The organism is Virgibacillus sp. GM2-2, assembly GCF_055329585.1.
In genome coordinates this window covers 41,248-66,640 of sequence record NZ_JBUZWC010000013.1, presented here as the reverse complement: position 1 = coordinate 66,640, position 25,393 = coordinate 41,248, and the positions used below count along the sequence as shown (strand labels likewise).

Here is a 25,393-nt window from a genome sequence, read left to right as displayed (position 1 = left end):
ATGAAAAACTTTGAATATGGGGATGAAAAAATAAGCGATGGTGAATTGATGATTGCACTCCCTTCTATGGTAATTGGTGTAGGTATTCTATCACTACCTAGAGATTTGGCTGCTTCTACCGTTGCAAGCGATGGGTGGATTTCTATATTAGCGGGTGGTGCTATTGCTGTTGTTTTTACCTGGCTGTTTGTAAAGCTTGCAATTAAATTTCCGAATGAAACATTTTTAATGTACGCCAGCAGAATTGTTTCAAGACCAATCGCAATAGCTCTTTCCATTATCTTCAGTGTTATTTGGTTGGGGGTAACAGCCTTTGAGGTTAGACGGATTTCGGATGTATCCAAGCAATATTTGTTTGATCGTACACCTGTAGAGGTAATAGCACTATCATTTTTATTTGTCGTTGTATATGCGGTATCAGGATCGAGAGTAGGCTTATTTCGTTTAAACATGATGTTCTTACCAATTATTATATTTATAGCTCTTGTTGTATTTATCTTCAACTTAGGTTGGTTTGAATCAACAAATTTACTACCAATGTTTCAATCTGATCCGAATAGCTACATTAAGGGAATTCATACGGGAGTAGTTTCATATGTAGGTTTTTCCATTGTTCTTTTTTATACAAGTTTAGTGGACAAACCGAAAAAGGTACCAAAAAAAGCAGTAATAGGAATGTGTATTCCGATAGTACTATATTTGCTTTTATTTTTATTATGCATCGGTGTATTCGGGCGTGCTGTAACATCCAATTTACTCTATCCAACCATCGAGCTAGCTAAAAGTGTAGAAATACCTGGTGGTTTTTTTGAGCGATTTGAATCGGTATTTTTTGTGATTTGGATCATGGCTATTTTTAACACAACGACGATGGCATTAGATATAGTAGTAATTAATATCCATTCCATTTTCAAAAAGGCGTCAAAACGAATAATTGTTTTTATCCTAGCTCCAATTATCTATTTAGTAAGTATGTTCCCACAAAATATACTAGAAGTTTCAGCTTTTGGATCGTTTATCGCTAATACTGCACTGACATTTGGTGTCTTTATTACAATTCTGCTACTAATAATCGCCAAAATGCGTGGGGTGAAACAAAATGGTTAGGAAGAAAATAGCTTTACTTTTTTCTAGCATGCTTATCCTATTCCTTGCAGGCTGTTGGGATCAAATCCCGATAGAGGAAAGGGGATTTGTGATCGGCCTTTCTGCTGATCTTGCGGAAGAGGATGAAAATGGTAATTATACCATTGGCATGACAAAGCAATTTGTTGTACCTACTGGATTAGGGACTCCAGGAACAGGTGGAGGTAAACAAAAAGCGTATACGAATATTTCAAGTAGTGGTCAGAGTTTATTTATGATCTCCAGGAAAATAGCAACTAAAACAAGTAGAGTACCATATTATGAGCATTTAAAAGTCATTATTTTTTCCGAGGAAATTGCAAAAGAGCCTCAATTGTTTGCAAGTATGATGGATGTGTTTATCCGAGAACAACAAATGCGTAGATCCATTAAAGTGGTGATTGCTGAGGATGAAGCAAAACAAATAATTGAAGTAGAACCCGAGGAAGAAAGTCTTCCAGCAATATATATAAATTCGGTTTTGGAAAATGCACCAAGCTCATTAGAGGTGATCGACCCAATCAAAACTGGTGATATCCATGGTTTTCTTCTAGACCAGAGCAGCTACGTTCTACCTAAAGTATATAGGGTTGATAACCGGGTGAAGACTAACGGAGTGGCTGTATTTCAAGGATACAGTGACAAAATGGTAGGAGTTTTAAATGGGAAAGAAACGAAAGGGTTAAATTTAATTAAGAATAAAAAGAAAGGTGGGACCATTCAATTTAAAGTTGATGGAAATCTAATGTTATACGAGTTTCAACATTCGAATCCTATTGTTAAGATTGATGCAAAAGATAAAAATAATATTTCCATTTCCGTTACTATTCAGGCTGAAGGAATTATTGGTGAGATGTTTGGCAGTAAAACATTATTAACACCTAAAAGGTTTGCTGAAATTGAAAAGCAAATTAATAAAAAAATAGAAGAGTTAGCATATAACACAATCGAAAAAGCGCAAAAGGAATTGAATGTTGACATTTTCGGCTTCGGGGCGATGATAAAACAGCGGAATTATGATCTTTGGCAAAAAATAAAAAAGGACTGGGAAAAAGGCGAAAATATATTTGCAAATAGCAAAATTAAAGTAGAAGCAAAGTCTGTTATTCGTTCAACAGGAGCCGCTGACAAAACGAAGAATTACGGAAGTGAGTGACTTATATGTGGGAAAACCTGTTGGGAAGGATGCCTGAGAACTTAGTAATAATTTGTACAATAGCAGCTTTCTTGGTACCGTATATTGTATATAAGATTAATCAAAGGCTACACAAATACGGCGACCCCTCTTGGAAAAAAGAAGATGATACCGCGCAACATAAACGGAAAAAAAGGAATCAGAAAAAATAACCTCGTGCTAAATGTGGCACGAGGATTTGTTTATTTTCTATTTCATTTGTAAATAATGCTGATAGATTTAATTTTTTTATCCCACATTAACGGGCAGTACGCACAACCTCATGATTGAGGTAAATAGAATTTATTAATGGTACCTTTGTGGTTTAACTGTCTGTAAATGTCCGATTCATTCAACTAACATTCAGTCGGAGGAATGAAACAAACCTTCACTGAATAAAATTTCATTTTATGCAAAATTTCCTATTTTTCTGCTTTTACTTACTGAGTCTTTTTTAGTATAGTTAATGTAAGTACTTTTTCATTGGAGGAAAGTATAAAATTTTTAAGGATTATAGTACAAGAGAACTTCGGCACACGCAGTATTGAAGGCGTATGTCTGGTTTTTCTAAGAGAAATTTATACCTTATGGAGGGGCGACAATAATGAAACAGGATACGACAATTTATAATAAAAATATCGAAAATGTCTTATCAAATATTAATAAAGTGATGATTGGCAAAGAGGATGTAGCAAGACTTAGTTTAGTTGCACTTCTTGCTCAAGGGCATGTATTGCTTGAAGATGTTCCTGGAGTAGGAAAAACGATGCTTGTTCGTACATTAGCAAAGTCACTAGATTGTGATTTTAGAAGAATTCAATTCACCCCAGATCTACTGCCTTCTGACGTTACGGGAATTTCCATTTATAATCCAAAAGAACTAGAATTTGAGTTTCGTGCTGGTCCAATTCTTGGAAACGTTGTATTAGCCGATGAGATCAATCGTACATCACCGAAAACGCAATCTGCTTTATTAGAGGGGATGGAAGAGAAAAATATAACGGTTGATGGAGAAACGATCAAATTGCCACAACCATTTTTTGTAATGGCGACACAGAATCCAATTGAATATGAAGGGACGTACCCATTACCAGAGGCACAACTTGACCGTTTTTTATTGAAGCTAAAAATGGGCTATCCGTCCTATGATAACGAACTTGAAATGCTAGAACGTACTTCAATGGATCATCCGATTGAAAGTATTTCTTCCGTGATGAACAAAGCAGAGTTAATAGAAGTACAAGAGGCGGTAAAGGAAGTGTACATCGATAAAAATGTACAAAAGTATATTATCAATCTAGTGACAGCTACACGGGATCACACATCTATTTATCTAGGAGTTAGTCCACGTGGATCGATTGCTCTTATGCGTGCCGCTAAAGCACTCGCTTATATTTATGGTCGTGATTATGTTCTTCCTGATGATGTGAAATATCTTGCACCATATGTGCTTTCCCACCGAATAATTTTGACTTCAGAAGCGAAATATGAAGGGCTGACTAGCGAAAACGTCGTTACATCTGTTGTTCAAAACACGTATATTCCGATTCGAAAGGACTTCAATTAATGAAGAGTACGGTACAATTCATTGGGAAACTAGCGTTTATCGTGTTCATATTTTTACTGTTATTTTCCTATGCGATGTTTCAAGGAGGATTTGTAAGCTGGTTTTTATTCTACGGATTCCTGCCGATATTTATCTACCTAATTGGCATTCTATTTTATCCAATTAAAAAATTATCTATTAGCCGAAAACTTTCCCACCATGTAGTTAGAGCAGGCGATAATCTAATGGTTGATATCGTAATTAAGCGCTCATTTCCATTTCCCTTGTATTATTGCATTTGCGAAGAGATATTTCCAGATTCACTTCATAAGGTAGACAATCATGCAGATAAATACAAACATATGATGGACCCTTCAGAACTTAGTGTCACGCGAAAGATTAAAAAGGTTGTTTTTGCAGGATTTAAGAAAAACCTGACGTTATCCTACCAAATTGCTGAAATTCCTCGAGGTGAGCATCAATTATTTGCGATTCGTTTTCGCACGGGGGACCTTTTTGGATTTGTAAAAAAAGAACATGTTTTTAAGGTGTTTGACAAGCTAACAGCTTATCCAAATGTACGGGATATCCATGTCACCGAACGAATTAATAGTTATGAACAAGGTTCGATAGCCGCACAGAATCATACGTTGAAAAATACAAATGTTGCTTCGGGAATTCGTGAGTACATGCCTGGTGATAAGTTTTCATGGATAGATTGGAAGCAAACAGCGAGGAAAAACAATGTTATGACAAAGGAATTTGAGCAGGAAAAAAGTACGGATACGATGGTAATCTTAGATGGTTGCCAGCATGAAAATCAAAATGTGTTAGCATTCGAAGCGGCAATAGAAATGACCCTATCGTTAATGGAATCAATTCGTAAGCAGTCCTCTCAGGTTGGATTTCTTTCTATTGGAAAAAAGAATGTCTTTATTCCATTACATCATGATCCATCTAAAAAGGAATTTATCAGACAGCATTTAACGCAGATACAACCTGACGGAGAACATGCTTTTCCTGTCATCCTGAAAGAGGAATCAAAGCGATTAACTTCAGGGGCAATTGTCATCATTGTTACAACCAATCTCGATGAAGCATTTAAAGATACCATTCAAAAAATGAAACAGCGGACAAAACGTATAATCGTCTGTTTTATAGAATCTAGTAATTTGATTACGAAAAAGCAAAATCAGCTCATCCAACAGCTACAATATCAAGGGATTGTAATTAATGTTATAACCGAGAAGCAGTTGGTTCAGAATAGGATCGAGGTGAGTGTAGTATGAGTGTAGTTTCAGATCTGAAAAAACCATTTGTTTATACTACGATCATGTATGTAGCTGGGTTCATTTTGTTCTTAGAATGGTTATATCCAGTAAAACAAATTACAGATACTAGTAATTTAACTATATTTATTCTCTATGCCGCTTTTTGTTTTTTCATTACGTTAACACAAATAAAATGGTGGCTGTCCTTTGTCATTAAATGTGCTGGGTTGCTATTTGTTGTAAATGGTTTATATTTTCAAGAGTTTCTTTTTTCTAGACCTTGGTATAGCCATGTCTATGCAGAATTTTCAATGAACATTTCAGCGTTAATAACACAGGATTGGTACAATTTAACCCCAATGTTTCGAACACTCTTGTTTTTACTGTTGATTTGGCTAATGAGTTACTTAATATACTACTGGTTTGTTGCAATGAACCGGATATTTCTATTTGTTGTTCTGACATTTATATACATTGCAGTATTGGATACATTCACAGTATTTGATGCAGATGCTGCTATTGTACGGATATTTATTATCTCTTTTATAGCTTTAGGGGTGGCAAGTTTCTTACGAGAAATGGATCGGGAATCCATTCGTATTATGTGGATGAAAAAGGCTACTGTTTGGATGTTCCCATTAATAGGTGTTGTACTATTTTCATCACTAGTTGGATACGCGGCGCCAAAACTAGAACCGCAATGGCCAGATCCAGTTCCATTCATTAAGAGTGCGGCTGAGGGAGCAGGCGGAATGAATGGCGGAGGAGTTATACGTAAGGTTGGTTATGGTGAAGATGATTCCAGACTTGGTGGTTCATTTATTCAAGATCAAACACCTGTTTTTCGTGCAACGACACAAGATGAACATTACTGGCGAATTGAAACGAAGGATGTATATACCGGTAAAGGCTGGGAAAATTCAAGTGAGCCGAATTATATCCCACAAACGCCAGATAATATAACGCTTGAAACCTTCGATGACAGTGTAGAAACCGAAGAAATGACCGCAATGATAGAGTTTACTGGTCAAGTGGAGATACCTAAAATTATTTATCCATATGGATTAGATCAAATCGATACAAGGAATCCATTTGAATTGTTATTAGACGAAAACTCAGAAGAAATTGTCACACGATTTAATAACAACGAAGTTTCACCCGAATCTTATCGAATGGAGTATCAAAACCCTTCGTTTGAAATAAATTCATTACGAAACGCTAGCACAATGGATCCAGTAGATTTAAACGAACAATATACGCAATTACCGAATACATTACCAGAGCGAGTGGGTGATCTAGCAAGGGAAGTAACTGCGGAAGCTGGTAATCGCTATGATAAGGCTAAAGCAGTTGAATCGTATTTCAGTCAAAATGGTTTTTCCTATAGTACGACGAATGTTGCTGTACCGGATGAAAACCAAGATTACGTAGGTCAATTTTTATTCGAGACGAAGACTGGTTACTGTGATAACTTTTCTACCTCGATGGTTGTTATGCTACGCACGTTAGATATACCAGCACGATGGGTGAAAGGATTTACAAGTGGCGAAGTGATTGAGGATAGTCTTGTTGAGGGACAAGATGTGTACGAAGTTACGAATGCAAATGCACACTCATGGGTTGAGGTGTATTTTCCAGGTAAAGGTTGGGTGCCATTTGAACCGACGCAAGGATTCTCTAACTTAGCGGATTTCCAAATCGATGTAGAGCTTGAAACGGAAGAAAATGAATCAACTCCAGTAATGCAAGATCAACCAGAAAAGCCAAAACCTGAAAATCAACAGGCCAAAGCTGAGGATAATGCAAGTGGAAACGGTGAAAGTTTTGAATGGAATTGGTGGTACGTTGGATTAGGTGCGCTAGTTATAGGAATACTAGCTTGGGTTGTTTACCGAATGCGCTTTCGTATTCAATTTCATTTAATTGGAATGCGATTAAAATCTAATAAAAATGAAATTGCATACCAAGATGCCTATCATTTCTTATTAAAACAGTTAGCGCATAAAGGTTTGCCAAAAGAAACAGATCAAACCTTACGTGAATATGCTAAACGAATTGATTTGCGATTTGAAACGAAAACAATGCGCCAGTTGACCAACTCCTATGAACAAATTATCTATACGAATTCTAGTGATAGTATGGAGATTGATAAACTAATTCAATTGTGGAAAAATTTAATCAAACGAATAAGGTCTTGACCAACGATATTCCTGTTAGTAGAATAGGATAATATTAATAGAAAAGCGAAAGCGACTGATCAGAAGCGGACGCATAAGCAAAGAACCGTAAACGCAATTAATGAAGTTCGACTAAGGTCGCCACGTCCTGTGGCAACGTCGAACTACCCAACATCCTGTTGGGCATAGCGTTGTAGTGTTCATTGCTTATGACGGCAGCTTCTAGGAGCCGTAGCTAGACAAGAAAAGCGAAATGGGCTTGCAAGCGACGACAAGCGTAAGCAAGAGACCGTAGAGCAACGGGTTTGTGCTCAAGTGTCTATTGCTTACGTCTCGAGTCGCTAGCCCATGTAGCTAGACAAGAAAAGCGAAGGCGACTGATGTCGCATAAATAATAGCCGTTCGTATATCCTCGATAATATGGTTCGAAAGTTTCTACCGGTGCACCGTAAATGCGCTGACTATGAAGGCGAAATCTGTTTCTGGTTAAGACAATTAAGGACCTAGATTTCTGCCTTTATGCAATGTTATCTAATTGCGTGAGGAGAAATCTAGGTTTTTTTAATAACGTCAGAAAGTATAAGTTATGGTAGACCTTATAAGAAAAACTTCGGCATTCGCTATTAAAACGAGGCGAATACCGAGTATTTCTAATAACGATTAGGAAAGTATAAGTTTTATTAGTAAAGATAACGAAAGCTTTCACCATTAAAGCTTGGCGATAATTCGGGTTTTTCTAATAGTAAGGAGCGATATTATGGAAACAAATGAAATGATTTTGGTACTTGATTTCGGTAGTCAATACAACCAGTTGATTACAAGAAGAATACGTGAATTTGGTGTGTATAGTGAGCTGCATTCACATAAATTAACTGCTAAAGCAATCAAACGAATGAATCCAAAAGGTATCATTCTTTCTGGTGGTCCGCACAGTGTTTATGATGAAAATAGCTTCCGTTGTGATAAAGAGATATTTGACTTAGACATTCCAATTCTTGGTATTTGCTATGGTATGCAATTAATGACTCTACATTTTGGTGGGAATGTTACGAAAGCAAAAAATCGGGAGTACGGAAAAGCTCTAATTGATTTAAGTGACGATCCGGTATTATTTAAAAACAGCCCGAAAAATCAAACAGTTTGGATGAGTCATGGAGACAAAGTACTAGAAGTTCCAGAAGGTTTTCAAACAGACGCTACTAGCCCGTCTACCCCGATTGCAGCGATGAGTAAACCAGACGATAAACTGTATGGTGTTCAATTTCACCCTGAGGTTCGTCATTCTGAATATGGAAACCATTTGTTAAAACAATTTGTTTTTGACGTATGTCAATGTGAAGGAAATTGGACAATCGAGAATTTTATTGACATGGAAGTAGATAAGATTAGAGAAAAGGTTGGTACAAAAAATGTACTTTGTGCATTAAGCGGTGGAGTTGATTCCTCTGTTGTTGCTGCATTGATTCATAAAGCAATTGGCGATCAATTGACCTGTATTTTTGTAGATCATGGATTGCTGCGTAAAAATGAAGCAGATGAAGTGATGCAAACGTTCGGTGGCGACTTCCACATGAATGTTATTAAAATTGATGCACAAGAACGCTTTTTATCGAAGCTAAAAGGTGTGGATGACCCGGAACAGAAGCGAAAAATTATTGGAAATGAGTTCGTTTATGTATTTGATGATGAGGCGACTAAATTAACCAATATGGACTTTCTTGCTCAAGGAACGTTGTATACAGACATTATTGAAAGTGGTACAGAAACTGCACAAACGATTAAATCACATCATAATGTGGGCGGATTGCCTGAAAACATGCAATTTGAACTAATCGAGCCGTTAAATACATTATTTAAAGATGAGGTTCGTGAATTAGGATTGCAACTGGGACTTCCTGAAACAATTGTCTGGCGTCAACCATTCCCTGGTCCTGGACTAGCTATTCGAGTACTAGGTGAAGTTACTGAAGAAAAATTGGCTATCGTTCGTGAATCAGACGCAGTATTGCGTGAGGTAATTGCAGAAGAAGGACTTGACCGTGAAATTTGGCAGTACTTTACAGTATTACCGGATATCCGTAGTGTAGGGGTAATGGGTGATGCACGTACGTATGATTATACAATCGGTATTCGCGCGGTGACTTCTATTGACGGTATGACATCGGATTGGGCTCGTATCCCATGGGATGTAATGGAAAAAATATCGAACCGAATTGTCAATGAAGTAGAGCATATTAATCGTGTAGTTTATGATGTAACAAGTAAACCACCAGCTACGATTGAGTGGGAATAATATACAAAAACGAACATTAAGTAATGTTTATTATTTAATGTTCGTTTTTTAGTTGACGTAAATCTTCTGAAGTAGTACAATCTAACTAAATTAAATAGCATGCGTATAATTATGGGGATATGGCCCAAGAGTTTCTACCAAACTACCGTAAACAGTTTGACTACGCAGATAAAGTAAATCAATGTATCATGCATTTTATATTTTTTTGCATCCTATTTTATTCTGATTGCTTTTTCTGTAGTCCGTACGGTAGCACTCTTGGTCACATGCCAAGTGTGCTTTTTGTATATCGGAGGAGGAAAAAGCAATGAAAAAGTATTTTCGTTTTGATGAACTTGGTACAAATTATCGTACAGAGTTTGTTGCAGGCTTAACAACATTTTTAGCGATGGCATATATTTTATTTGTAAATCCAAATACCCTTGCTTTGGTTGGTGTAGAGGATTTACCGGAAGGTGTAACAAGGATTGATCAAGGTGCTGTGTTCACAGCTACTGCAATAGCCGGAGCAATTGGTTCTTTATTTATGGGAATTATTGCTAAGTACCCAATTGCGCTTGCTCCAGGAATAGGTTTAAGTGCATTTTTTGCCTATACGGTAGTGCTTGGATATGGTATTCCATGGCAAACGGCTTTATCAGGTGTTTTAGTATCAGGACTTATTTTTGTTGTATTGACCTTAACTGGACTTCGGGAAAAAATAATTAATTCGATTCCCGCAAATTTAAAATTAGCTGTTGGTGTTGGAATCGGGTTTTTCATAGCTTTTATTGGATTTCAGAACGCCGGTATCATTGTTGGAAGTGATGCAACTTTGGTTGCTTTAGGCGATTTAACGTCACCTAAAGTAATGCTTGCGATCTTTGGGATAGTTGTTTCTGTTATGTTATTAGCATTGAATGTTAAAGCCGGTATTTTTTACGGAATGCTTCTAACATCTATTGTTGGTATGATAACTGGATTGATTGCACCACCTTCTGGTATAAGTGGTGTAATTGGTGAGGTTCCAAGCCTGGCACCAACTTTTGGGGAAGCGTTTAGCCACTTTGGAGAAATTTTTACAATGGATATGTTAGTGGTTATTCTTACGTTTTTATTTGTTGACTTTTTTGATACTGCTGGAACATTAGTAGCTGTGGCTACTCAAGCAGGATTGATGAAAGATAATAAACTACCACGTGCTGGACGGGCACTATTCGCTGATTCAACTGCTACAGTTGCTGGTGCGATTGTTGGAACGTCTACCACTACTTCGTATATTGAATCGTCTGCAGGAGTCGGCGCTGGTGGGCGTTCTGGCTTTACGGCTGTAGTAACTGGTTGCTTTTTTATACTTGCATTGTTTTTCTCTCCATTGTTGGGTGTAATCACTGCAGAAGTTACAGCTCCAGCTCTAATAATTGTTGGTGTACTAATGGCAACGTCACTGAAAAATATTGACTGGGATCAATTCGAAATTGCTGTTCCAGCGTTCTTGACGATTGTTGCGATGCCGCTTACGTACAGTATTGCAACAGGTATTGCACTTGGATTTATTTTTTATCCAATCACTATGCTTATGAAGGGGCGTATTAAAGAAGTAAATCCGATTATGTATTTATTGTTTGTCATATTTGTTTTGTACTTTATCTTTCTAAGTTAAAACAAATAAAAAAGCTGGTCGTTGCCAGCTTTTTTATTTTGTCCAAGATTAGAATGTATGAGATTGTCTAGGTGGCTAGTGATAACTAAATGCGGACACCAGATTCCTTATTCATGCATAATTGGGGTAAATGTGACTGTTAGCGGACTCAGGATGCGTTATTCAGTCAAAAAGTAGTAATTTTAATGTGTTTTTACCTAAATAGGGTATCCTCTGTCCGTCTAACCCGTAAAACATAGCCGATAAGTAAAAATAAGGAATCCTGTGTCCGCTAAAAAGCCGTTTCAGCTTCGAGATGACAATTCCGTATGAACAGCGTCGCAGCTTGATCCTTCAAAAGAACCAGTCACAGTTAGGTTTTTCTTATCTTGATTCTTTTTCCATATGGCAGTATATGATAAAGAGTTAGGAGAACAGTTCCGGTTAATGCGAAATAGCCCAACACAGCATACAATGTGCCTCCCCCGAATGAATCAATCAGCGCGCCTCCTAGAAGTGAACCAATGATTCCTGATACACCAAAAAATACGGCGAAAAATACGAGATGTCCTGTTGATTGAAGAAGCTTTGGAATTAATCTAGTAATATAATTGAATGCAGCAAGGTAAAATACCCCAAATGTTATTCCATGTAAAAACTGAAGTGAAATAATGTAGATTGGATCATCTATTATGGAGTAAATAAACCATCTGGCAGTAAAGACTGCTCCAGCAAATATAATAAATAGTAGTGTATGAAACTTGCGAAACCACTTACCGGCAAAGGCAAACACAATTGCTTCACTCGCTACGCCGACAAACCAGGCTAATCCTATAAGCCCTTCACTGCCCCCAAGCTGGTCTATGTATAATCCGATATATGTATCGTTTGCGCGGTGCGATACTGCAACAAACATGATCATGAAAAGAAATAAAACAAAAGGCTTGTTCGTGATTATTTGGCGTACATCCTTTAATTGGACGGGATCGGATTCTACTTTTACATCTGTTAATCGAAAAACGACTAATAAAGCAGCTATGCCGAAAAATAAATAGGGCAGGATCATGTATTGAATACCAACCGAAGAAAGAACCTCTCCTACAATTAATGAAGAAGTCGCAAAACCAATAGACCCCCACGTTCGAATGCTTCCAAAGGATACGTTTAAATCATCTGAACGACGTTGTGCAAGACTATCCCCTAAAGCACCAATCGGTGAAGTGAAAAAGTAGAAGACCGCCCCTGCTAATATAATTGCTACCAGTCCATTCATTTGAAAAAATAGTACACTACTAAGCAATAATCCTATAATGCAGATTAGTAGAATCCATTTGACGGTCTTATATTTGTCACTCATATAACCCCAAAACGGCTGAGCAAATATTGATGCAAAGGGGCCGACAGCTAAAACCCAACCAATTTCGGTTCCGTCTAATCCTTTAAATTGTAAGTATAATGGCAGAAAGCTAATGATGATTGTATTAGATGCATGGAAACTAAACAGTAGCATTTTGAGCGGCAATAAAGATTCGCTGTTTGTCAAAGTGGTAGCCTCCTAACCTATAGAGATACTGAATTCACTGTTTCGCTGAGTAAGGTGTAGATTAAATCCCCGGAAACATATGTAAACCTTCCCATGGGATTACAGGGAAGGCTTGTCGTTTTTCCAAACCTTGTCTATAAATTCGTCTCGTCCAGACATGGCACGATCTTCTTTATATTCCTTTTCATTTGTTCTATAAAAATCCTGATGGTAGACTTCAGCAGGATAAAACGTTGTTGCTGACAATATTTCGGTTACAATTGGTTTTTTAAACTTCCCACTTTGTTCTAATGCATTCTTGGAAGCTTGGGCTAGTTCTCTTTGTTTATCATTATGATAAAAAATGGCTGTACGGTAGGAGTCGCCGCGATCCTGAAATTGTCCGCCATCGTCTGTCGGATCAATTTGTTGCCAATAAATGGTCAAAATTGTTTCATAAGCAATAATAGAAGGGTCAAATGTAATTTCGACAGCTTCATAATGTCCTGTTTTTCCAGCTTTAACAGCTTCATAGGTTGGATGATCAACATGGCCACCAGTATATCCAGAAACTACACGATGGACACCATCCCATTGATCAAAAGGCTTCACCATACACCAAAAGCAGCCGCCGGCAAATGTTGCTTTTTCCATAAAAAACATCCCCTATTTGTATAATTAATTAAAGACAATTATAATTTAATCTAAGTTTATCAACTATATCATAAAAAATGGGGAGGTGACACGATGAAAGCTCCATATTTAGATAAAATATTAACGGGAAAAGTCAAGCAGTTGGGGAATGCTGAAGCTAGTGATCGAATGGATAAACCATGGGAAAGTGGTATGTTTAAAAAAGAAGTGGACGGGAATTGTTGGCTAAGTAAAACAGGTCTTGAAAACGATGAGGTAGCTGACACGAAAAATCATGGTGGTCCTGAAAAAGCTGTCTTTGCTTATCCATCGAGTCATTATGCATATTGGAATAGAAAGCTAGATGTAGACGGAATGGGGATTGGTGCAATGGGTGAGAACTTTTCACTGCTTGATTCCGATGAATTTTCCATTTGTATTGGTGATACATTTGAGGTTGGCGATGCACTTATTCAAGTTGCTCAACCACGACAGCCTTGCTGGAAGCCAGCGAGGAGGTTTCGAGTAATGGACCTCGCTTTGCAAATTCAAAAGAGCGGTCGTACTGGCTGGTATTTTCGTGTGTTAAAAGAAGGAAATGTTTATAGTGGTAGCGAACTAAAACTCGTCGAACGAACGTATCCACAGTGGACAATAGCTGCATGTAATGAAGTGATGCATGTATACAAAGACGATTTACGTCAAGCAGATGAACTTGCCTCGTGTAGTTTATTAGCGCCAAACTGGAAACGCACATTACATAAGCGACTGCGCGGACACAAATCATCTGTAGGAAAGCGTGTATTTGGGCCAAATAAGCAAGATTAGAATAGCTTGCATGTTAGTTAGCTTGCATTCATAAGATAGTTAATAGTGGTAAATTGTAACAGGAGGGTTCATTTTGCTTGAAAACGCATATATCATGGTAGCCATCATTCTATTAATTAATGTAGTATACGTATCACTTTATACGCTACGCATGATTTTAACACTTAAAGGTCGGCAATACATCTCAGCTTTTATTAGTATGTTTGAAGTCGTCGTGTATGTAATTGGGTTAGGGCTCGTGCTTGATAATCTAGATGAAATACAAAACATTATTGCGTACGCACTTGGTTTCGGATTAGGTATTATCGTTGGCTCTAAAATTGAAGAAAAGTTGGCGTTAGGCTACATCACGGTTAACGTCATTTCGTCTGACCCAAACATTGAATTTACGCGCAAACTACGTGAAAAAGGTTACGGCGTAACAAGCTGGTTTGCTTATGGAATGGATGGAGACCGGTTAGCCATGCAAATTTTAACACCTAGAAAATATGAATTGAAGCTTTATGAAACAATTAAAACCATTGATCCAAAAGCGTTTACAATATCTTATGAACCGAAGCAAATCGTTGGCGGATTCTGGGTGAAACAGGTACGTAAAGGAAGATTAGGCAAGAAAAATAATCCAGATAACTTTATACCAAAGGAATAGAGAATGTATTCCACTATTACAAAATGACTTCCCGATTGGGAAGTCATTTTTGATTTTTAACACTGTATTATAGGTTTTAAGGATATCATTATAAGTGCATAATCAACTAACAATAAAATTATAGTATAGAGCACTACACCAATATAAATAACACTTCAATGAGTTCACGGATATACTAATATAAAACTAAGTTGGAGGTTACTATGGAAATATCCCGAACAAAGGATTTTGAGCTAATTGCAAAACTAAACAAGTCCGTTCATGATTTGCATTATTCCCTATATCCAATGTATTTTCAGGAATATAATTACGAAAATATAAAAGCTACTTTTCAGACACTTGTAGAGATTGATAATTTCATCTTTCTCCTTTTACAAGACAATAATGAAGCCGTTGGTTACGCATGGATTGAAATAATCGATTTACCACCCGATGCTTTTAAAAAAGCGCGTAAAACAATTTATATACACCAGATTAGCGTCACAGAGTCGAGCCGAAATAAAGGCTATGGCACAAGTTTAATGGAATATATTTACGAATTAGCAAGTGAAAAAGGAATTGATACAATCGAATTAGATTATTGGATGGATAATCAGGCTGCTGAAGAATTTTATAAAAAGCAAAACTTTGTAAAATATCGTGAACTTGTTTATAAACAACTATAATCAGCTATTTTTCTAGCTGAACGCCTTTTGCCTAGTACGAATACATTACCTAAGAATACTTATTTCTTAGGAGGAGAATTGTATGTTTTACGATTATTATGATGCGCCATTTCCGCCTCAACACCAAGATCAACAGCCTGGTATTGAACCGCCGATGGTACCGGATCCAATAATTGAAAATCCAAATTATCATGGTTCAGGAAAACTACAAGACAAGGTTGCTATTATCACAGGTGGAGATAGCGGGATAGGTGCTGCAACCGCGATTGCTTTTGCCAAGGAGGGTGCAGATGTTGTTATCCCCTATTACTACCCATATGAAGACGTCGATGCTTTTCGTACAAAGCAGAGAATCGAGGAGTTAGGTAGGAAATGTATGCTGATTGTCGGTGATTTGCGTGATCAACAGCACTGTTGGTATGTTGTTGAACAAACCATCCAACATTTTGGGAAATTAGATATATTAGTGAATAATCATGGTGTGCAGTTCCCTCAAGATAGTTTATTAGATATTACCGATGAGCAGTGGGATGCGACTTTTGTTACGAATATTTATGCTTTTTTCTATATGACAAAAGCTGCCCTACCATATTTGAAATCAGGTAGTGCGATTGTCAACACGGCATCGATTGTTGCCTATGAAGGGAATAAAAAGTTAATTGACTATACGGCCACAAAAGGTGCAATTGTTGGTTTTACAAGGTCATTATCACAAAATATTGTTGATCAAGGAATCCGTGTAAACGCTGTTGCACCGGGTCCGATTTGGACACCACTTATTCCATCGAGTTTTTCCGCAGAGTTTATTGGTACTGAATTTGGTTTAGACGTACCAATGAAACGACCAGGGCAACCATTTGAATTAGCACCAGCATATGTTTATCTTGCATCTCATGACTCATCCTATGTTACAGGGCAGGTAATACATGTGAATGGTGGGGCGATGGTAAGTTCTTAGGGTGCCAAAATAACGGTAGTGAATATGATTTGATTCAGGAGGAATTTAGTTAGTAGTTAAGTAAAAACCGAACATTAAATATAATATAGTATAAAACATTCGTTATTTTGTTGACATAACCACCTCAACTTTGATATCCTTAAGCTAACAAATGAATACGGTTCCTCATATATCGCTGAGAATATGGCTCAGAAGTTTCTACCCAGCACCGTAAATGCTGGACTATGAGGGAGGATGAATCGTTGCGCCTGTGCAATGGTCCGTTTAATGTGCTAAAGATAAGTCTATTCATCTTCTCTCATTTCGAGGGAGATGCATAGACTTTTTTAATTTTGTTATGCATCAAAGAAATGGTGGATATAAAACAAAATCCGTAAACTGCGAACTAAGCAGGGGGGGCTAGTGACTGCTTGGTATCGGACTGAGGATGCCTTATTTACCTTTTTTACCTTTATTTTGAGGATTAACGGACACACGATTCCTTATTCAGCTAAAAAACATGATTTTCAACTGTTTTTACCCAAATAAGGAATCCTGAGTCCGATAACAACCGCATTTACCCTTATTTTTCACAAATAAGGAATCGTGTGTCCGCTAGCTGACATCATGCATGCAATCTTTCCAGTAAGGTCGAAAATGTTACTTCATTAGCCTTGCCTGCAGCGGAAATCAACGTTGCTGTTATTATAAGCCTAAATTTTCACACGTTCGCACTTTATTTCAAATATCAAGGTAAAAAACTATAATTCAATTAATAGAAAGAGGGATTTTATGACATTGGTTGGAGTTATTATGGGGAGTATTTCTGACTGGGAAACGATGAAACATACGTGTGATGTACTAGATGAATTAGAAATCCCTTACGAAAAGGATGTTATTTCGGCGCACCGTACACCAGATGAAATGTTCAATTATGCAAAAAGTGCGCGTGAACGTGGATTGAAAGTAATTATTGCTGGAGCTGGAGGTGCAGCGCACTTACCGGGAATGGTAGCTTCACAGACAACACTTCCTGTGATTGGTGTTCCTGTTCAAAGCAAGGCTTTAAATGGCTTAGATTCTTTATTGTCAATCGTTCAAATGCCTGGCGGTGTTCCTACTGCTACGGTTGCGATCGGAAAATCAGGTGCAAAAAATGCTGGTCTGCTTTCCGCACAAATGATTGGAGCTTTTGACCATAAGATAGCAGATCGCTTAACAACGTATCGTGAAAATATGCTAGCTAGTGTTGAAGAAATGAGGGTTGATCTTGCAAAAAAATAACATCATCTTACCACCAAAAACAATCGGAATTATCGGCGGAGGACAGTTAGGAAGAATGATGGCTATTGCGGCAAAATATATGGGCTATCAGGTTGCTGTTCTTGATCCAACACCAAATTGTCCAACTGCTCAGGTTGCGGATTTCCATATTACTGCAGCATATGACGACATGGCCGCGATTGAAAAATTGACGCAACAAAGTGACGTCATCACGTACGAATTTGAAAATGTTGATTTGGAAGCGGCGACGTACATTGAAAAAAAAGGCAAATTACCACAAGGCGCACTAGCGTTAGAGGTAACACAAAACCGTGAAAAAGAAAAAACGATGATGCGTGAGGCTGATCTTCCAGTTCCGGAATTTTTCATCGTGAAGAATGGTGAAGAATGCAGGGATGCCCTGGAAAAAGTAACTTATCCGGCGGTAATTAAAACGTGTCGAGGCGGATACGATGGCAAGGGTCAGATTAAACTATCAAATGAAGCCGATGCAGAGGAAGCAATCGCGTTTGCCGAGAAAAATAAACATTGCATTATCGAAGAGTGGGTAGCTTTTGACAAGGAAATTTCGGTTGTATTCACACGAGCACAAAACGGTGAAATAGAATTTTTCCCAATCGGTGAAAATGATCATAAGCATCATATTCTCTATCAAACGACTGTGCCGGCAACAATTAGCAATGTTGTTAATCAGAAAGCAATCGATGCCACAATTAAACTGGCAGAAAAAATGAATATCGTTGGAACATTTGCGATTGAGATGTTTGTACATGGTGAGGAGATTTACTTAAATGAAATGGCACCACGGCCGCACAACTCGGGTCATTATACGATTGAAGCGTGTAACATTTCGCAATTTGGACAGCACATCCGGGCTATATGTGGGCTTCCATTAACAAAGGTGGAATTGCTCCAACCGACGGTTATGGTCAATATTTTAGGCGAGAATATGGAGCAGGCGCTTCAACATATGGCAACGTCAACTGATGGATTTATTCACCTATATGGAAAAGATGCAGTAAAAGAAAAACGTAAAATGGGACATATAACATTTATCGCAGAAACAATCGAAGACGTAAAACAACAAGTGAAATCCTATGAGGGGGAACAATCATGATTGAACGTTACACAAGAGAAGAAATGGGTAGTATTTGGACGGAGGAAAATAAGTTTAAAGCATGGCTTGAAGTTGAGATATTAGCATGTGAGGCATGGAGCGAGCTAGGTATTATCCCTGCGGAAGACGTGAAGAAACTACGCGAGAATGCTTCTTTCGATATTAATCGTATTTACGAAATTGAACAAGAAACACGACACGATGTGATAGCCTTCACCCGTGCAGTTTCTGAAACGTTAGGTGATGAACGGAAATGGGTGCATTACGGATTAACGTCAACAGATGTTGTGGATACAGCACTTTCTTATTTAATCAAACAGGCGAATGAAATTATTCGCACTGACCTAACAAGGTTTGTGGAAATATTAAAAGACAAGGCAATCGAACATAAACATACGGTTATGATGGGACGTACGCACGGTGTTCATGCAGAGCCAACTACTTTTGGATTGAAGCTTGCATTGTGGTACGAGGAAATGAAACGTAACCTTGAGCGCTTTGAGAGTGCAGCAAAAGGTATTGAATTTGGGAAATTATCCGGTGCGGTTGGAACGTATGCAAACATTGATCCGTTCGTTGAGAAATATGTATGTGAAAAACTTGGTCTTTCACCTGCTCCTGTTTCTACACAAACATTGCAGCGTGACCGTCATGCAGACTATGTGTCTACACTAGCGCTAATTGGTACATCAATTGAAAAGTTTGCAACAGAAATTCGTGGTTTACAAAAGACTGAAACACGCGAGGTTGAAGAATTTTTTGCAAAAGGTCAAAAGGGATCGTCAGCAATGCCGCATAAACGCAACCCAATTGGTTCAGAAAATATGACAGGAATGGCACGTGTCCTTCGTGGTTACATGATGACGTCTTACGAAAACGTAGCGTTATGGCATGAGCGCGATATTTCACATTCATCAGCTGAACGCGTTATTTTACCAGATGCAACAATCGCATTGAATTATATGTTAAACCGTTTTTCAAACATCGTGAAAAACTTAACGGTATTCCCAGAAAACATGAAACGTAATATCGACCGTACACATGGCGTTATTTTCTCACAACGTGTATTGCTTTCATTGATTACAAAAGGCATGGCGCGCGAGGAAGCGTACGATATTGTTCAGCCAACTGCTATGAAGGCGTGGGAAACGGAAACACACTTTAGAGAACTAATCGAAAATGACGAACGATTTACAAGCATGCTATCGAAGGAAGAGATAGATGATTGCTTTGACTATACGTACCATTTGAAAAATGTAGATCAAATTTTTGAACGAATTGGACTTTCGTGAGGTGAAGTTAATGAAGGCTGAATTGATGTATGAAGGAAAAGCAAAAAAGGTTTTTCGTGTAAAAGATAAGCAAGATCAGCTCGTTCTATCGTACAAAAACGATGCAACAGCATTTAACGGAGTAAAAAAAGATAGCTTTGAGGGGAAAGGCCGATTAAACAACGAAATTTCCTCGTATATTTTTCATTACCTTTCCGAACAAAACATGGAGTCCCATTTTATCGAGAAGTTAAATGATACCGAACAACTAGTTAACGAGACTACGATTATCCCACTGGAAGTGGTTGTACGAAATATCGCTGCGGGGAGTATTACGAAGCGTTTGGGGATTAAGGAAAAAACGCCTATCACCCCACCACTTGTTGAACTTTTTTATAAGGATGATGCCTTAGGCGATCCACTTATTAATGATGAACATGCATTAATTCTATCCGATGCAACTCGTTTGGAGCTGGACGAAATTAAAGAAATGGCTTTAACGATTAATACCGTTTTGCAAAAGCTATTCAACGAAATTAACTTAACACTCGTAGATTTCAAACTTGAGTTTGGGCGCTTGAAGGATGGCAGAATTGTACTATCGGATGAAATTTCACCAGATACCTGTAGACTCTGGGATCGTGAAACGCAGGAAAAAATGGATAAAGATGTTTTTCGTCAGGATTTAGGCGATTTACTTCACGTTTATAAAGAAATATTACATCGACTGGAGGCAAGATCATGAAAAAGGTAACCGTTTATATCACATTAAAACAAGGTGTACTTGATCCTCAAGGGAAAGCGATTCAAAATTCCCTACATTCATTAGGCTATGAAGAAGTACAAGAGGCTCGTGTTGGTAAATTTATTGAATTACAGGTTGATGATAAAGAAGATCTGGATGCACGAATCAAGGCAATGTGTGATCAACTACTTGCTAATCCAGTAATTGAAGATTTTCGTTTTGATGTGGAGGAGGCTGTTCAATCGTGAAGTTTGCCGTAATCGTTTTTCCAGGTTCGAACTGTGATCGTGATATGTATCACGCAGTAAAAGAAGTTGTCGGGGAAGATACAGATCTCGTTTGGTATGAAAATAGTAATCTAGAAAACTATGATGCAATTCTATTGCCTGGTGGATTCTCGTATGGCGATTACTTACGCTCAGGATCAGTCGCTGCAACGTCTTCTATTATGCAACAAATCAAAGAACATGCAGCAAAAGGAAAGCCAGTTTTAGGTGTTTGTAACGGATTCCAAATTTTATTGGAAGCAGGACTTCTACCAGGTGCGATTCTACGAAACAAAAATCTAGCATTTATGTGTCATCAGGAACCTTTACGTGTGATGAACAATAATACAATGTTTACCAATCAATATGAGAATGACGCTGTTGTTCGTTACCCGATTGCACATGGCGAAGGAAATTATTTTTGCGATGAAGATACATTAAAAGAATTACAGGCTAACAATCAAATTGTTTTCACATACGAAAATAATCCGAATGGCTCTGTGGCAGATATTGCAGGAATTATGAATAAAGAAGGAAGCGTTCTTGGTATGATGCCACATCCAGAGCGCGCAGTGGAATCGCTTCTTGGAAGTGATGACGGAGTAAAGCTTTTTCAATCGATCGTGAAAAATTGGAGGGAAACACATGTTGTTAACGCATGAAATCAACCCAGAGCAAATTGAAACAGACAAAATGTATCAAGACATGGGATTAAGTGATGACGAATATGGCATGATCAAGAAGATACTTAATCGCCGTCCAAATTTCACGGAAACGGGAATTTTTTCAGTAATGTGGTCAGAGCATTGTAGCTACAAAACATCGAAGCCGTTATTACGTAAGTTTCCGACAAAAGCTCCGCATGTGCTACAAGGACCAGGGGAAGGTGCTGGAATCATCGATATCGGCGATGAGCAGGCGGTAGTATTCAAGATTGAAAGTCATAACCATCCTTCAGCTGTTGAACCATACCAAGGTGCAGCAACTGGCGTTGGCGGAATCATTCGTGATGTGTTCTCCATGGGTGCTCGTCCGATCGCGATGATGAACTCGCTTCGTTTTGGAAATTTAACTTCAGAGCGTGTGAAGTATCTTTTTAAAGAGGTTGTTCACGGAATTGCTGGATACGGAAACTGCGTAGGTGTTCCAACGGTTGGTGGCGAGGTTCAATTCGATGATAGCTATGAAGGCAACCCACTAGTCAACGCAATGTGTGTCGGATTAATCGATCATAAGGATATTCAAAAAGGTATCGCTGCAGGTGTAGGAAACACCGTCATTTATGCTGGTGCAGCAACTGGCCGTGACGGAATTCATGGTGCAACATTTGCCTCAGATGATTTGGCTGAGGATTCAAATAAAGACCGTCCAGCTGTTCAAGTTGGTGATCCGTTTATGGAAAAACTATTAATTGAAGCGTGTTTAGAAGTCATTCAATGTGACGCACTTGTTGGTATCCAGGATATGGGTGCCGCAGGACTTACATCGTCCGCAAGTGAAATGGCAAGTAAAGCTGGAACAGGTATGGAAATGAACCTAGATCTTGTACCGCAACGTGAACAAAACATGAACGCATATGAGTTAATGCTTTCGGAATCACAAGAGCGTATGTTGTTGGTTGCTAAAAAAGGACAGGAACAAGAAATCATTGATATTTTTGAAAAATATGGACTGAAGGCTGTTGCAGTTGGGGAAGTAATCGAGGAGAAAACATTCCGCTTGAAGCAGCATGGGCAAATGGTAGCAGATATTCCAGTTGATGCGTTGGCTGAGGAAGCGCCTGTTTACAACATGCCATCGAAAGAAGCGGTTTATTTTCAAGATTTTCAAAAGCAGGCTGATGTTGTTCCAACCGTGACAGATCATGCGGATATGTTAAAACGACTACTGCAACAACCAACAATTGCTAGCAAAGAATATGTCTATGATCAATACGATTCCATGGTGCAAACCAATACGGTTGTAGCGCCTGGTTCAGATGCAGCAGTTGTCCGTGTGAAAGGCACAAACAAGGCGTTAGCGATTACAACCGATTGTAATTCCCGTTACATTTATTTAGATCCAGAAACTGGAGGAAAGATTGCGGTAGCAGAAGCTGCACGTAACATCATTTGTTCAGGGGCGCGTCCACTTGGTTTAACGGATGGTTTGAATTTTGGTAACCCAACAAATCCGGAAGTTTTTTGGCAAATGGAAAAGAGTGTAGAAGGCATGAGCAGTGCATGTGAATTGCTCGAAACACCAGTTATTAGTGGAAACGTTTCACTATATAACCAATCAAAAGGTAAAGCAATTTTTCCAACACCGATTGTTGGCATGGTTGGTCTAGTTGAGTCACTTGATCACCTGACACCAAGCTATTTCCAAAACGAAGGTGACTTGATTTATGTGATCGGTGAAACAAGAGCAGAGTTTGGTGGAAGCGAATTGCAAAATGTGGTCGATGGGAAGTACTCAGGTAAAGCACCAAGCATTGATTTGAAAGTGGAAAAAGCACGCCAAAATCAATTGTTAGCAGCGATCCGTGCAGGATTAGTTGTATCTGCTCATGACGTAGCAGAGGGTGGACTTGGTGTAGGACTTGCTGAAAGCGTGTTTTCTGATCAAGCGTTTGGCGCTGATGTTTCGATTGAAGGTGATGCTACCATTGCACTGTTTAGCGAGACACAATCTAGATTTATCGTTTCCGTGAATCCAGAGAACAAAGCTAGATTTGAAGATTTTGTAAAAGATGCAAAGCAAATTGGTGTAGTAACTGACAATGGCCGGTTGGTTGTAAAGTCAAATGGTGAACAGGTTATGGATGAACAAGTAGAATCACTTCATTCACTATGGAAAGGAGCTATTCCATGCTTGCTGAAATCAAAGGCATAAACGAAGAGTGTGGCGTTTTTGGAATATGGGGTCATGAAAAAGCAGCAGAAATCACGTATTACGGATTGCACGCATTACAGCACCGCGGTCAAGATGGTGCAGGTGTGGTAACGAGTGATGGAAATAAGCTTAAATTGCATAAAGAATTAGGACTTGTCAACGATGTGTTTAAAAATGCCGATTTTGCTGAGCTTCAAGGACATGCAGCAATCGGTCATGTCCGTTATGCAACCCAAGGTGATGGTGGTATTGCGAATGTGCAGCCATTGTTATTCCGTTCGCAAAAGGGAAGTCTTGCGCTTGCTCATAACGGAAACATCATGAACGCACACAGACTGCGAGGAGAACTTGAGCAGGAAGGTAGTATTTTGCAAACTTCTTCTGATACGGAAGTTTTGGCACATTTAATCAAGCGTAGCAAGAAAGAAAATTTTGAAGACGCCATGATTGATGCTTTTCAAAGTTTAGTAGGTGCGTACGCATATGTCATTCTAGAAGAAGACACGATGTATCTAGCAGCAGATCCCCGCGGATTACGTCCACTATCAATTGGTAGATTGGGAGAAAGCTATGTTGCAGCATCAGAAACATGTGCGTTTGACTTGGTCGGTGCAACGTTTGAGCGTGAAGTGGAGCCCGGCGAACTTGTTATCATTAATAACGATGGTATTCGCTCTAGAAAATTTCATGAAGAAGAGCCACGCACGATGTGTGCGATGGAATATGTTTATCTTTCAAGACCAGACAGTGATATAAATCGCGTTAATGTGCATGCGTCCCGTAAAAAAATGGGAGTCGAGCTAGCGCGCGAAGCAGCTGTCGATGCGGACGTCGTTACTGGAGTACCAGATTCTAGTATTTCGGCTGCGATTGGATATGCAGAGGAAACTGGTCTTCCATATGAAATGGGAATTATTAAAAATAGATACGTAGGACGCACGTTTATCCAGCCTTCTCAAGAGTTGCGCGAACAAGGTGTAAAAATGAAGCTATCACCTGTCCGTGGAATTGTCGAAGGAAAACGGGTAGTCATGATTGACGATTCCATTGTCCGGGGAACGACTAGTCGCCGTATCGTGCGTATGTTGAAGGAAGCGGGTGCTGCCGAAGTACATGTACGAATTGCTTCACCTTCACTTCAGCATCCATGCTATTACGGGATTGATATGTCCACGCGTGACGAATTAATCGCGGCAAATAATACCTTGGATGAAATCGCAGAAATTATCGGTGCAGATAGTATAGCGTATTTATCGGAAGAAGGACTTAAGCGCGCGATTGTCCGAGAAGAATTGCCTGGTCAGGGCATTTGTACCGCGTGTTTTACTGGGAAATATCCAGTGAAAGAAAAGGGACAAGAGGAAATTTTGTATACAAAGCTGTAATTTGTGGCTC

The 25,393-nt window shown here is 38.7% G+C and carries 21 protein-coding genes and 3 riboswitches; of the genes, 19 read left to right on the top strand and 2 right to left on the bottom strand.

Translation table 11 applies throughout. The features are described 5' to 3' along the window. From ACY9Z2_RS14365 to ACY9Z2_RS14335, 7 genes are all read left to right on the top strand, one after another. A complete protein-coding gene (locus ACY9Z2_RS14365) occupies nucleotides 1–1,107 on the top strand; it encodes a GerAB/ArcD/ProY family transporter (RefSeq protein WP_463610345.1) in 1,107 nt (368 codons plus the stop codon). Continuing rightward, nucleotides 1,100–2,281, top strand: coding sequence for a Ger(x)C family spore germination protein (locus tag ACY9Z2_RS14360; RefSeq protein ID WP_463610344.1), 1,182 nt, complete (start codon nucleotides 1,100–1,102; stop codon nucleotides 2,279–2,281). The genes ACY9Z2_RS14365 and ACY9Z2_RS14360 overlap by 8 nt, the downstream gene beginning before the upstream one ends. Before the next feature lie 622 nt (nucleotides 2,282–2,903). Next, a complete protein-coding gene (locus ACY9Z2_RS14355; protein ID WP_463610343.1) occupies nucleotides 2,904–3,866 on the top strand; it encodes an AAA family ATPase in 963 nt (320 codons plus the stop codon). Beyond that, nucleotides 3,866–5,134, top strand: a complete 1,269-nt coding sequence (locus ACY9Z2_RS14350; protein WP_463610342.1) for a DUF58 domain-containing protein — start codon at nucleotides 3,866–3,868, stop codon at nucleotides 5,132–5,134. Before ACY9Z2_RS14355 ends, ACY9Z2_RS14350 begins: the two co-directional genes overlap by 1 nt. Continuing rightward, nucleotides 5,131–7,314 (top strand): transglutaminase TgpA family protein, encoded by a 2,184-nt coding sequence (locus tag ACY9Z2_RS14345; protein WP_463610341.1) that lies wholly within the window; start codon nucleotides 5,131–5,133, stop codon nucleotides 7,312–7,314. The genes ACY9Z2_RS14350 and ACY9Z2_RS14345 overlap by 4 nt, the downstream gene beginning before the upstream one ends. 361 nt (nucleotides 7,315–7,675) lie before the next feature. Next, a riboswitch (purine riboswitch) is annotated at nucleotides 7,676–7,777 on the top strand. 273 nt (nucleotides 7,778–8,050) lie between these two features. Next, on the top strand, nucleotides 8,051–9,586 hold the full coding sequence (gene guaA / locus ACY9Z2_RS14340; protein WP_463610340.1) for a glutamine-hydrolyzing GMP synthase: 1,536 nt from the start codon (nucleotides 8,051–8,053) through the stop codon (nucleotides 9,584–9,586). An 81-nt stretch (nucleotides 9,587–9,667) separates the two neighbouring features. After that, nucleotides 9,668–9,769: riboswitch (purine riboswitch) on the top strand. Between the two features lie 124 nt (nucleotides 9,770–9,893). Further along, nucleotides 9,894–11,228 (top strand): NCS2 family permease, encoded by a 1,335-nt coding sequence (locus ACY9Z2_RS14335; protein WP_463610339.1) that lies wholly within the window; start codon nucleotides 9,894–9,896, stop codon nucleotides 11,226–11,228. Between the two features lie 352 nt (nucleotides 11,229–11,580). Here the strand turns inward: ACY9Z2_RS14335 and ACY9Z2_RS14330 are convergent, their stop codons facing one another. Together ACY9Z2_RS14330 and msrA are read right to left on the bottom strand one after the other, a co-directional pair. After that, a complete protein-coding gene (locus ACY9Z2_RS14330; RefSeq protein ID WP_463610338.1) occupies nucleotides 11,581–12,750 on the bottom strand; it encodes an MFS transporter in 1,170 nt (389 codons plus the stop codon). Between the two features lie 99 nt (nucleotides 12,751–12,849). Continuing rightward, nucleotides 12,850–13,383, bottom strand: a complete 534-nt coding sequence (gene msrA, locus ACY9Z2_RS14325) for a peptide-methionine (S)-S-oxide reductase MsrA (protein ID WP_463610337.1) — start codon at nucleotides 13,381–13,383, stop codon at nucleotides 12,850–12,852. A 93-nt stretch (nucleotides 13,384–13,476) separates the two neighbouring features. Here msrA and ACY9Z2_RS14320 point away from each other — a divergent pair, with 93 nt between their 5' ends. From ACY9Z2_RS14320 to purF, 12 genes are all read left to right on the top strand, one after another. Continuing rightward, complete coding sequence (locus tag ACY9Z2_RS14320) at nucleotides 13,477–14,190, top strand: MOSC domain-containing protein (RefSeq protein WP_463610336.1); 714 nt, start codon at nucleotides 13,477–13,479, stop codon at nucleotides 14,188–14,190. Between the two features lie 73 nt (nucleotides 14,191–14,263). Continuing rightward, on the top strand, nucleotides 14,264–14,839 hold the full coding sequence (locus ACY9Z2_RS14315; protein WP_463610335.1) for a DUF2179 domain-containing protein: 576 nt from the start codon (nucleotides 14,264–14,266) through the stop codon (nucleotides 14,837–14,839). Between the two features lie 203 nt (nucleotides 14,840–15,042). Continuing rightward, entirely contained in the window at nucleotides 15,043–15,504 is a 462-nt protein-coding gene (locus ACY9Z2_RS14310; RefSeq protein WP_463610334.1) for a GNAT family N-acetyltransferase, read from the top strand. An 82-nt stretch (nucleotides 15,505–15,586) separates the two neighbouring features. Beyond that, the gene (locus ACY9Z2_RS14305; RefSeq protein WP_463610333.1) at nucleotides 15,587–16,462 is read left to right on the top strand and encodes an SDR family oxidoreductase; all 876 of its coding nucleotides are present in this window, start codon (nucleotides 15,587–15,589) and stop codon (nucleotides 16,460–16,462) included. A gap of 145 nt (nucleotides 16,463–16,607) precedes the next feature. Beyond that, nucleotides 16,608–16,707: riboswitch (purine riboswitch) on the top strand. Nucleotides 16,708–17,233: 526 nt separating this feature from the next. Beyond that, on the top strand, nucleotides 17,234–17,725 hold the full coding sequence (gene purE, locus ACY9Z2_RS14300; protein ID WP_463610332.1) for a 5-(carboxyamino)imidazole ribonucleotide mutase: 492 nt from the start codon (nucleotides 17,234–17,236) through the stop codon (nucleotides 17,723–17,725). Beyond that, nucleotides 17,712–18,842: a 5-(carboxyamino)imidazole ribonucleotide synthase gene (purK, locus tag ACY9Z2_RS14295; protein ID WP_463610331.1), complete on the top strand. Its 1,131-nt coding sequence runs from the start codon at nucleotides 17,712–17,714 to the stop codon at nucleotides 18,840–18,842. The genes purE and purK overlap by 14 nt, the downstream gene beginning before the upstream one ends. Continuing rightward, nucleotides 18,839–20,134: an adenylosuccinate lyase gene (gene purB, locus ACY9Z2_RS14290; protein ID WP_463610330.1), complete on the top strand. Its 1,296-nt coding sequence runs from the start codon at nucleotides 18,839–18,841 to the stop codon at nucleotides 20,132–20,134. The genes purK and purB overlap by 4 nt, the downstream gene beginning before the upstream one ends. 10 nt (nucleotides 20,135–20,144) lie before the next feature. Then, the gene (purC, locus tag ACY9Z2_RS14285) at nucleotides 20,145–20,858 is read left to right on the top strand and encodes a phosphoribosylaminoimidazolesuccinocarboxamide synthase (protein ID WP_463610329.1); all 714 of its coding nucleotides are present in this window, start codon (nucleotides 20,145–20,147) and stop codon (nucleotides 20,856–20,858) included. Further along, nucleotides 20,855–21,106, top strand: coding sequence for a phosphoribosylformylglycinamidine synthase subunit PurS (gene purS, locus ACY9Z2_RS14280; protein WP_463610328.1), 252 nt, complete (start codon nucleotides 20,855–20,857; stop codon nucleotides 21,104–21,106). The genes purC and purS overlap by 4 nt, the downstream gene beginning before the upstream one ends. Next, the gene (gene purQ, locus ACY9Z2_RS14275) at nucleotides 21,103–21,786 is read left to right on the top strand and encodes a phosphoribosylformylglycinamidine synthase subunit PurQ (protein ID WP_463610327.1); all 684 of its coding nucleotides are present in this window, start codon (nucleotides 21,103–21,105) and stop codon (nucleotides 21,784–21,786) included. The genes purS and purQ overlap by 4 nt, the downstream gene beginning before the upstream one ends. Continuing rightward, nucleotides 21,770–23,998, top strand: a complete 2,229-nt coding sequence (gene purL / locus ACY9Z2_RS14270) for a phosphoribosylformylglycinamidine synthase subunit PurL (RefSeq protein WP_463610326.1) — start codon at nucleotides 21,770–21,772, stop codon at nucleotides 23,996–23,998. Before purQ ends, purL begins: the two co-directional genes overlap by 17 nt. Further along, nucleotides 23,974–25,383: an amidophosphoribosyltransferase gene (purF, locus tag ACY9Z2_RS14265; RefSeq protein WP_463610325.1), complete on the top strand. Its 1,410-nt coding sequence runs from the start codon at nucleotides 23,974–23,976 to the stop codon at nucleotides 25,381–25,383. Before purL ends, purF begins: the two co-directional genes overlap by 25 nt. Nucleotides 25,384–25,393 lie beyond the last annotated feature (10 nt).

What these genes read in the sequence shown, in the direction of transcription:
- ACY9Z2_RS14365 (WP_463610345.1), top strand. Translation starts at nt 1, where the DNA reads ATGAAAAACTTTGAATATGGGGATGAAAAAATAAGCGATGGTGAATTG.
- ACY9Z2_RS14360 (WP_463610344.1), top strand. Translation starts at nt 1,100, where the DNA reads ATGGTTAGGAAGAAAATAGCTTTACTTTTTTCTAGCATGCTTATCCTA.
- ACY9Z2_RS14355 (WP_463610343.1), top strand. Translation starts at nt 2,904, where the DNA reads ATGAAACAGGATACGACAATTTATAATAAAAATATCGAAAATGTCTTA.
- ACY9Z2_RS14350 (WP_463610342.1), top strand. Translation starts at nt 3,866, where the DNA reads ATGAAGAGTACGGTACAATTCATTGGGAAACTAGCGTTTATCGTGTTC.
- ACY9Z2_RS14345 (WP_463610341.1), top strand. Translation starts at nt 5,131, where the DNA reads ATGAGTGTAGTTTCAGATCTGAAAAAACCATTTGTTTATACTACGATC.
- guaA (WP_463610340.1), top strand. Translation starts at nt 8,051, where the DNA reads ATGGAAACAAATGAAATGATTTTGGTACTTGATTTCGGTAGTCAATAC.
- ACY9Z2_RS14335 (WP_463610339.1), top strand. Translation starts at nt 9,894, where the DNA reads ATGAAAAAGTATTTTCGTTTTGATGAACTTGGTACAAATTATCGTACA.
- msrA (WP_463610337.1), bottom strand. Translation starts at nt 13,383, where the DNA reads ATGGAAAAAGCAACATTTGCCGGCGGCTGCTTTTGGTGTATGGTGAAG.
- ACY9Z2_RS14320 (WP_463610336.1), top strand. Translation starts at nt 13,477, where the DNA reads ATGAAAGCTCCATATTTAGATAAAATATTAACGGGAAAAGTCAAGCAG.
- ACY9Z2_RS14310 (WP_463610334.1), top strand. Translation starts at nt 15,043, where the DNA reads ATGGAAATATCCCGAACAAAGGATTTTGAGCTAATTGCAAAACTAAAC.
- ACY9Z2_RS14305 (WP_463610333.1), top strand. Translation starts at nt 15,587, where the DNA reads ATGTTTTACGATTATTATGATGCGCCATTTCCGCCTCAACACCAAGAT.
- purE (WP_463610332.1), top strand. Translation starts at nt 17,234, where the DNA reads ATGACATTGGTTGGAGTTATTATGGGGAGTATTTCTGACTGGGAAACG.
- purB (WP_463610330.1), top strand. Translation starts at nt 18,839, where the DNA reads ATGATTGAACGTTACACAAGAGAAGAAATGGGTAGTATTTGGACGGAG.
- purC (WP_463610329.1), top strand. Translation starts at nt 20,145, where the DNA reads ATGAAGGCTGAATTGATGTATGAAGGAAAAGCAAAAAAGGTTTTTCGT.
- purS (WP_463610328.1), top strand. Translation starts at nt 20,855, where the DNA reads ATGAAAAAGGTAACCGTTTATATCACATTAAAACAAGGTGTACTTGAT.
- purL (WP_463610326.1), top strand. Translation starts at nt 21,770, where the DNA reads ATGTTGTTAACGCATGAAATCAACCCAGAGCAAATTGAAACAGACAAA.
- purF (WP_463610325.1), top strand. Translation starts at nt 23,974, where the DNA reads ATGCTTGCTGAAATCAAAGGCATAAACGAAGAGTGTGGCGTTTTTGGA.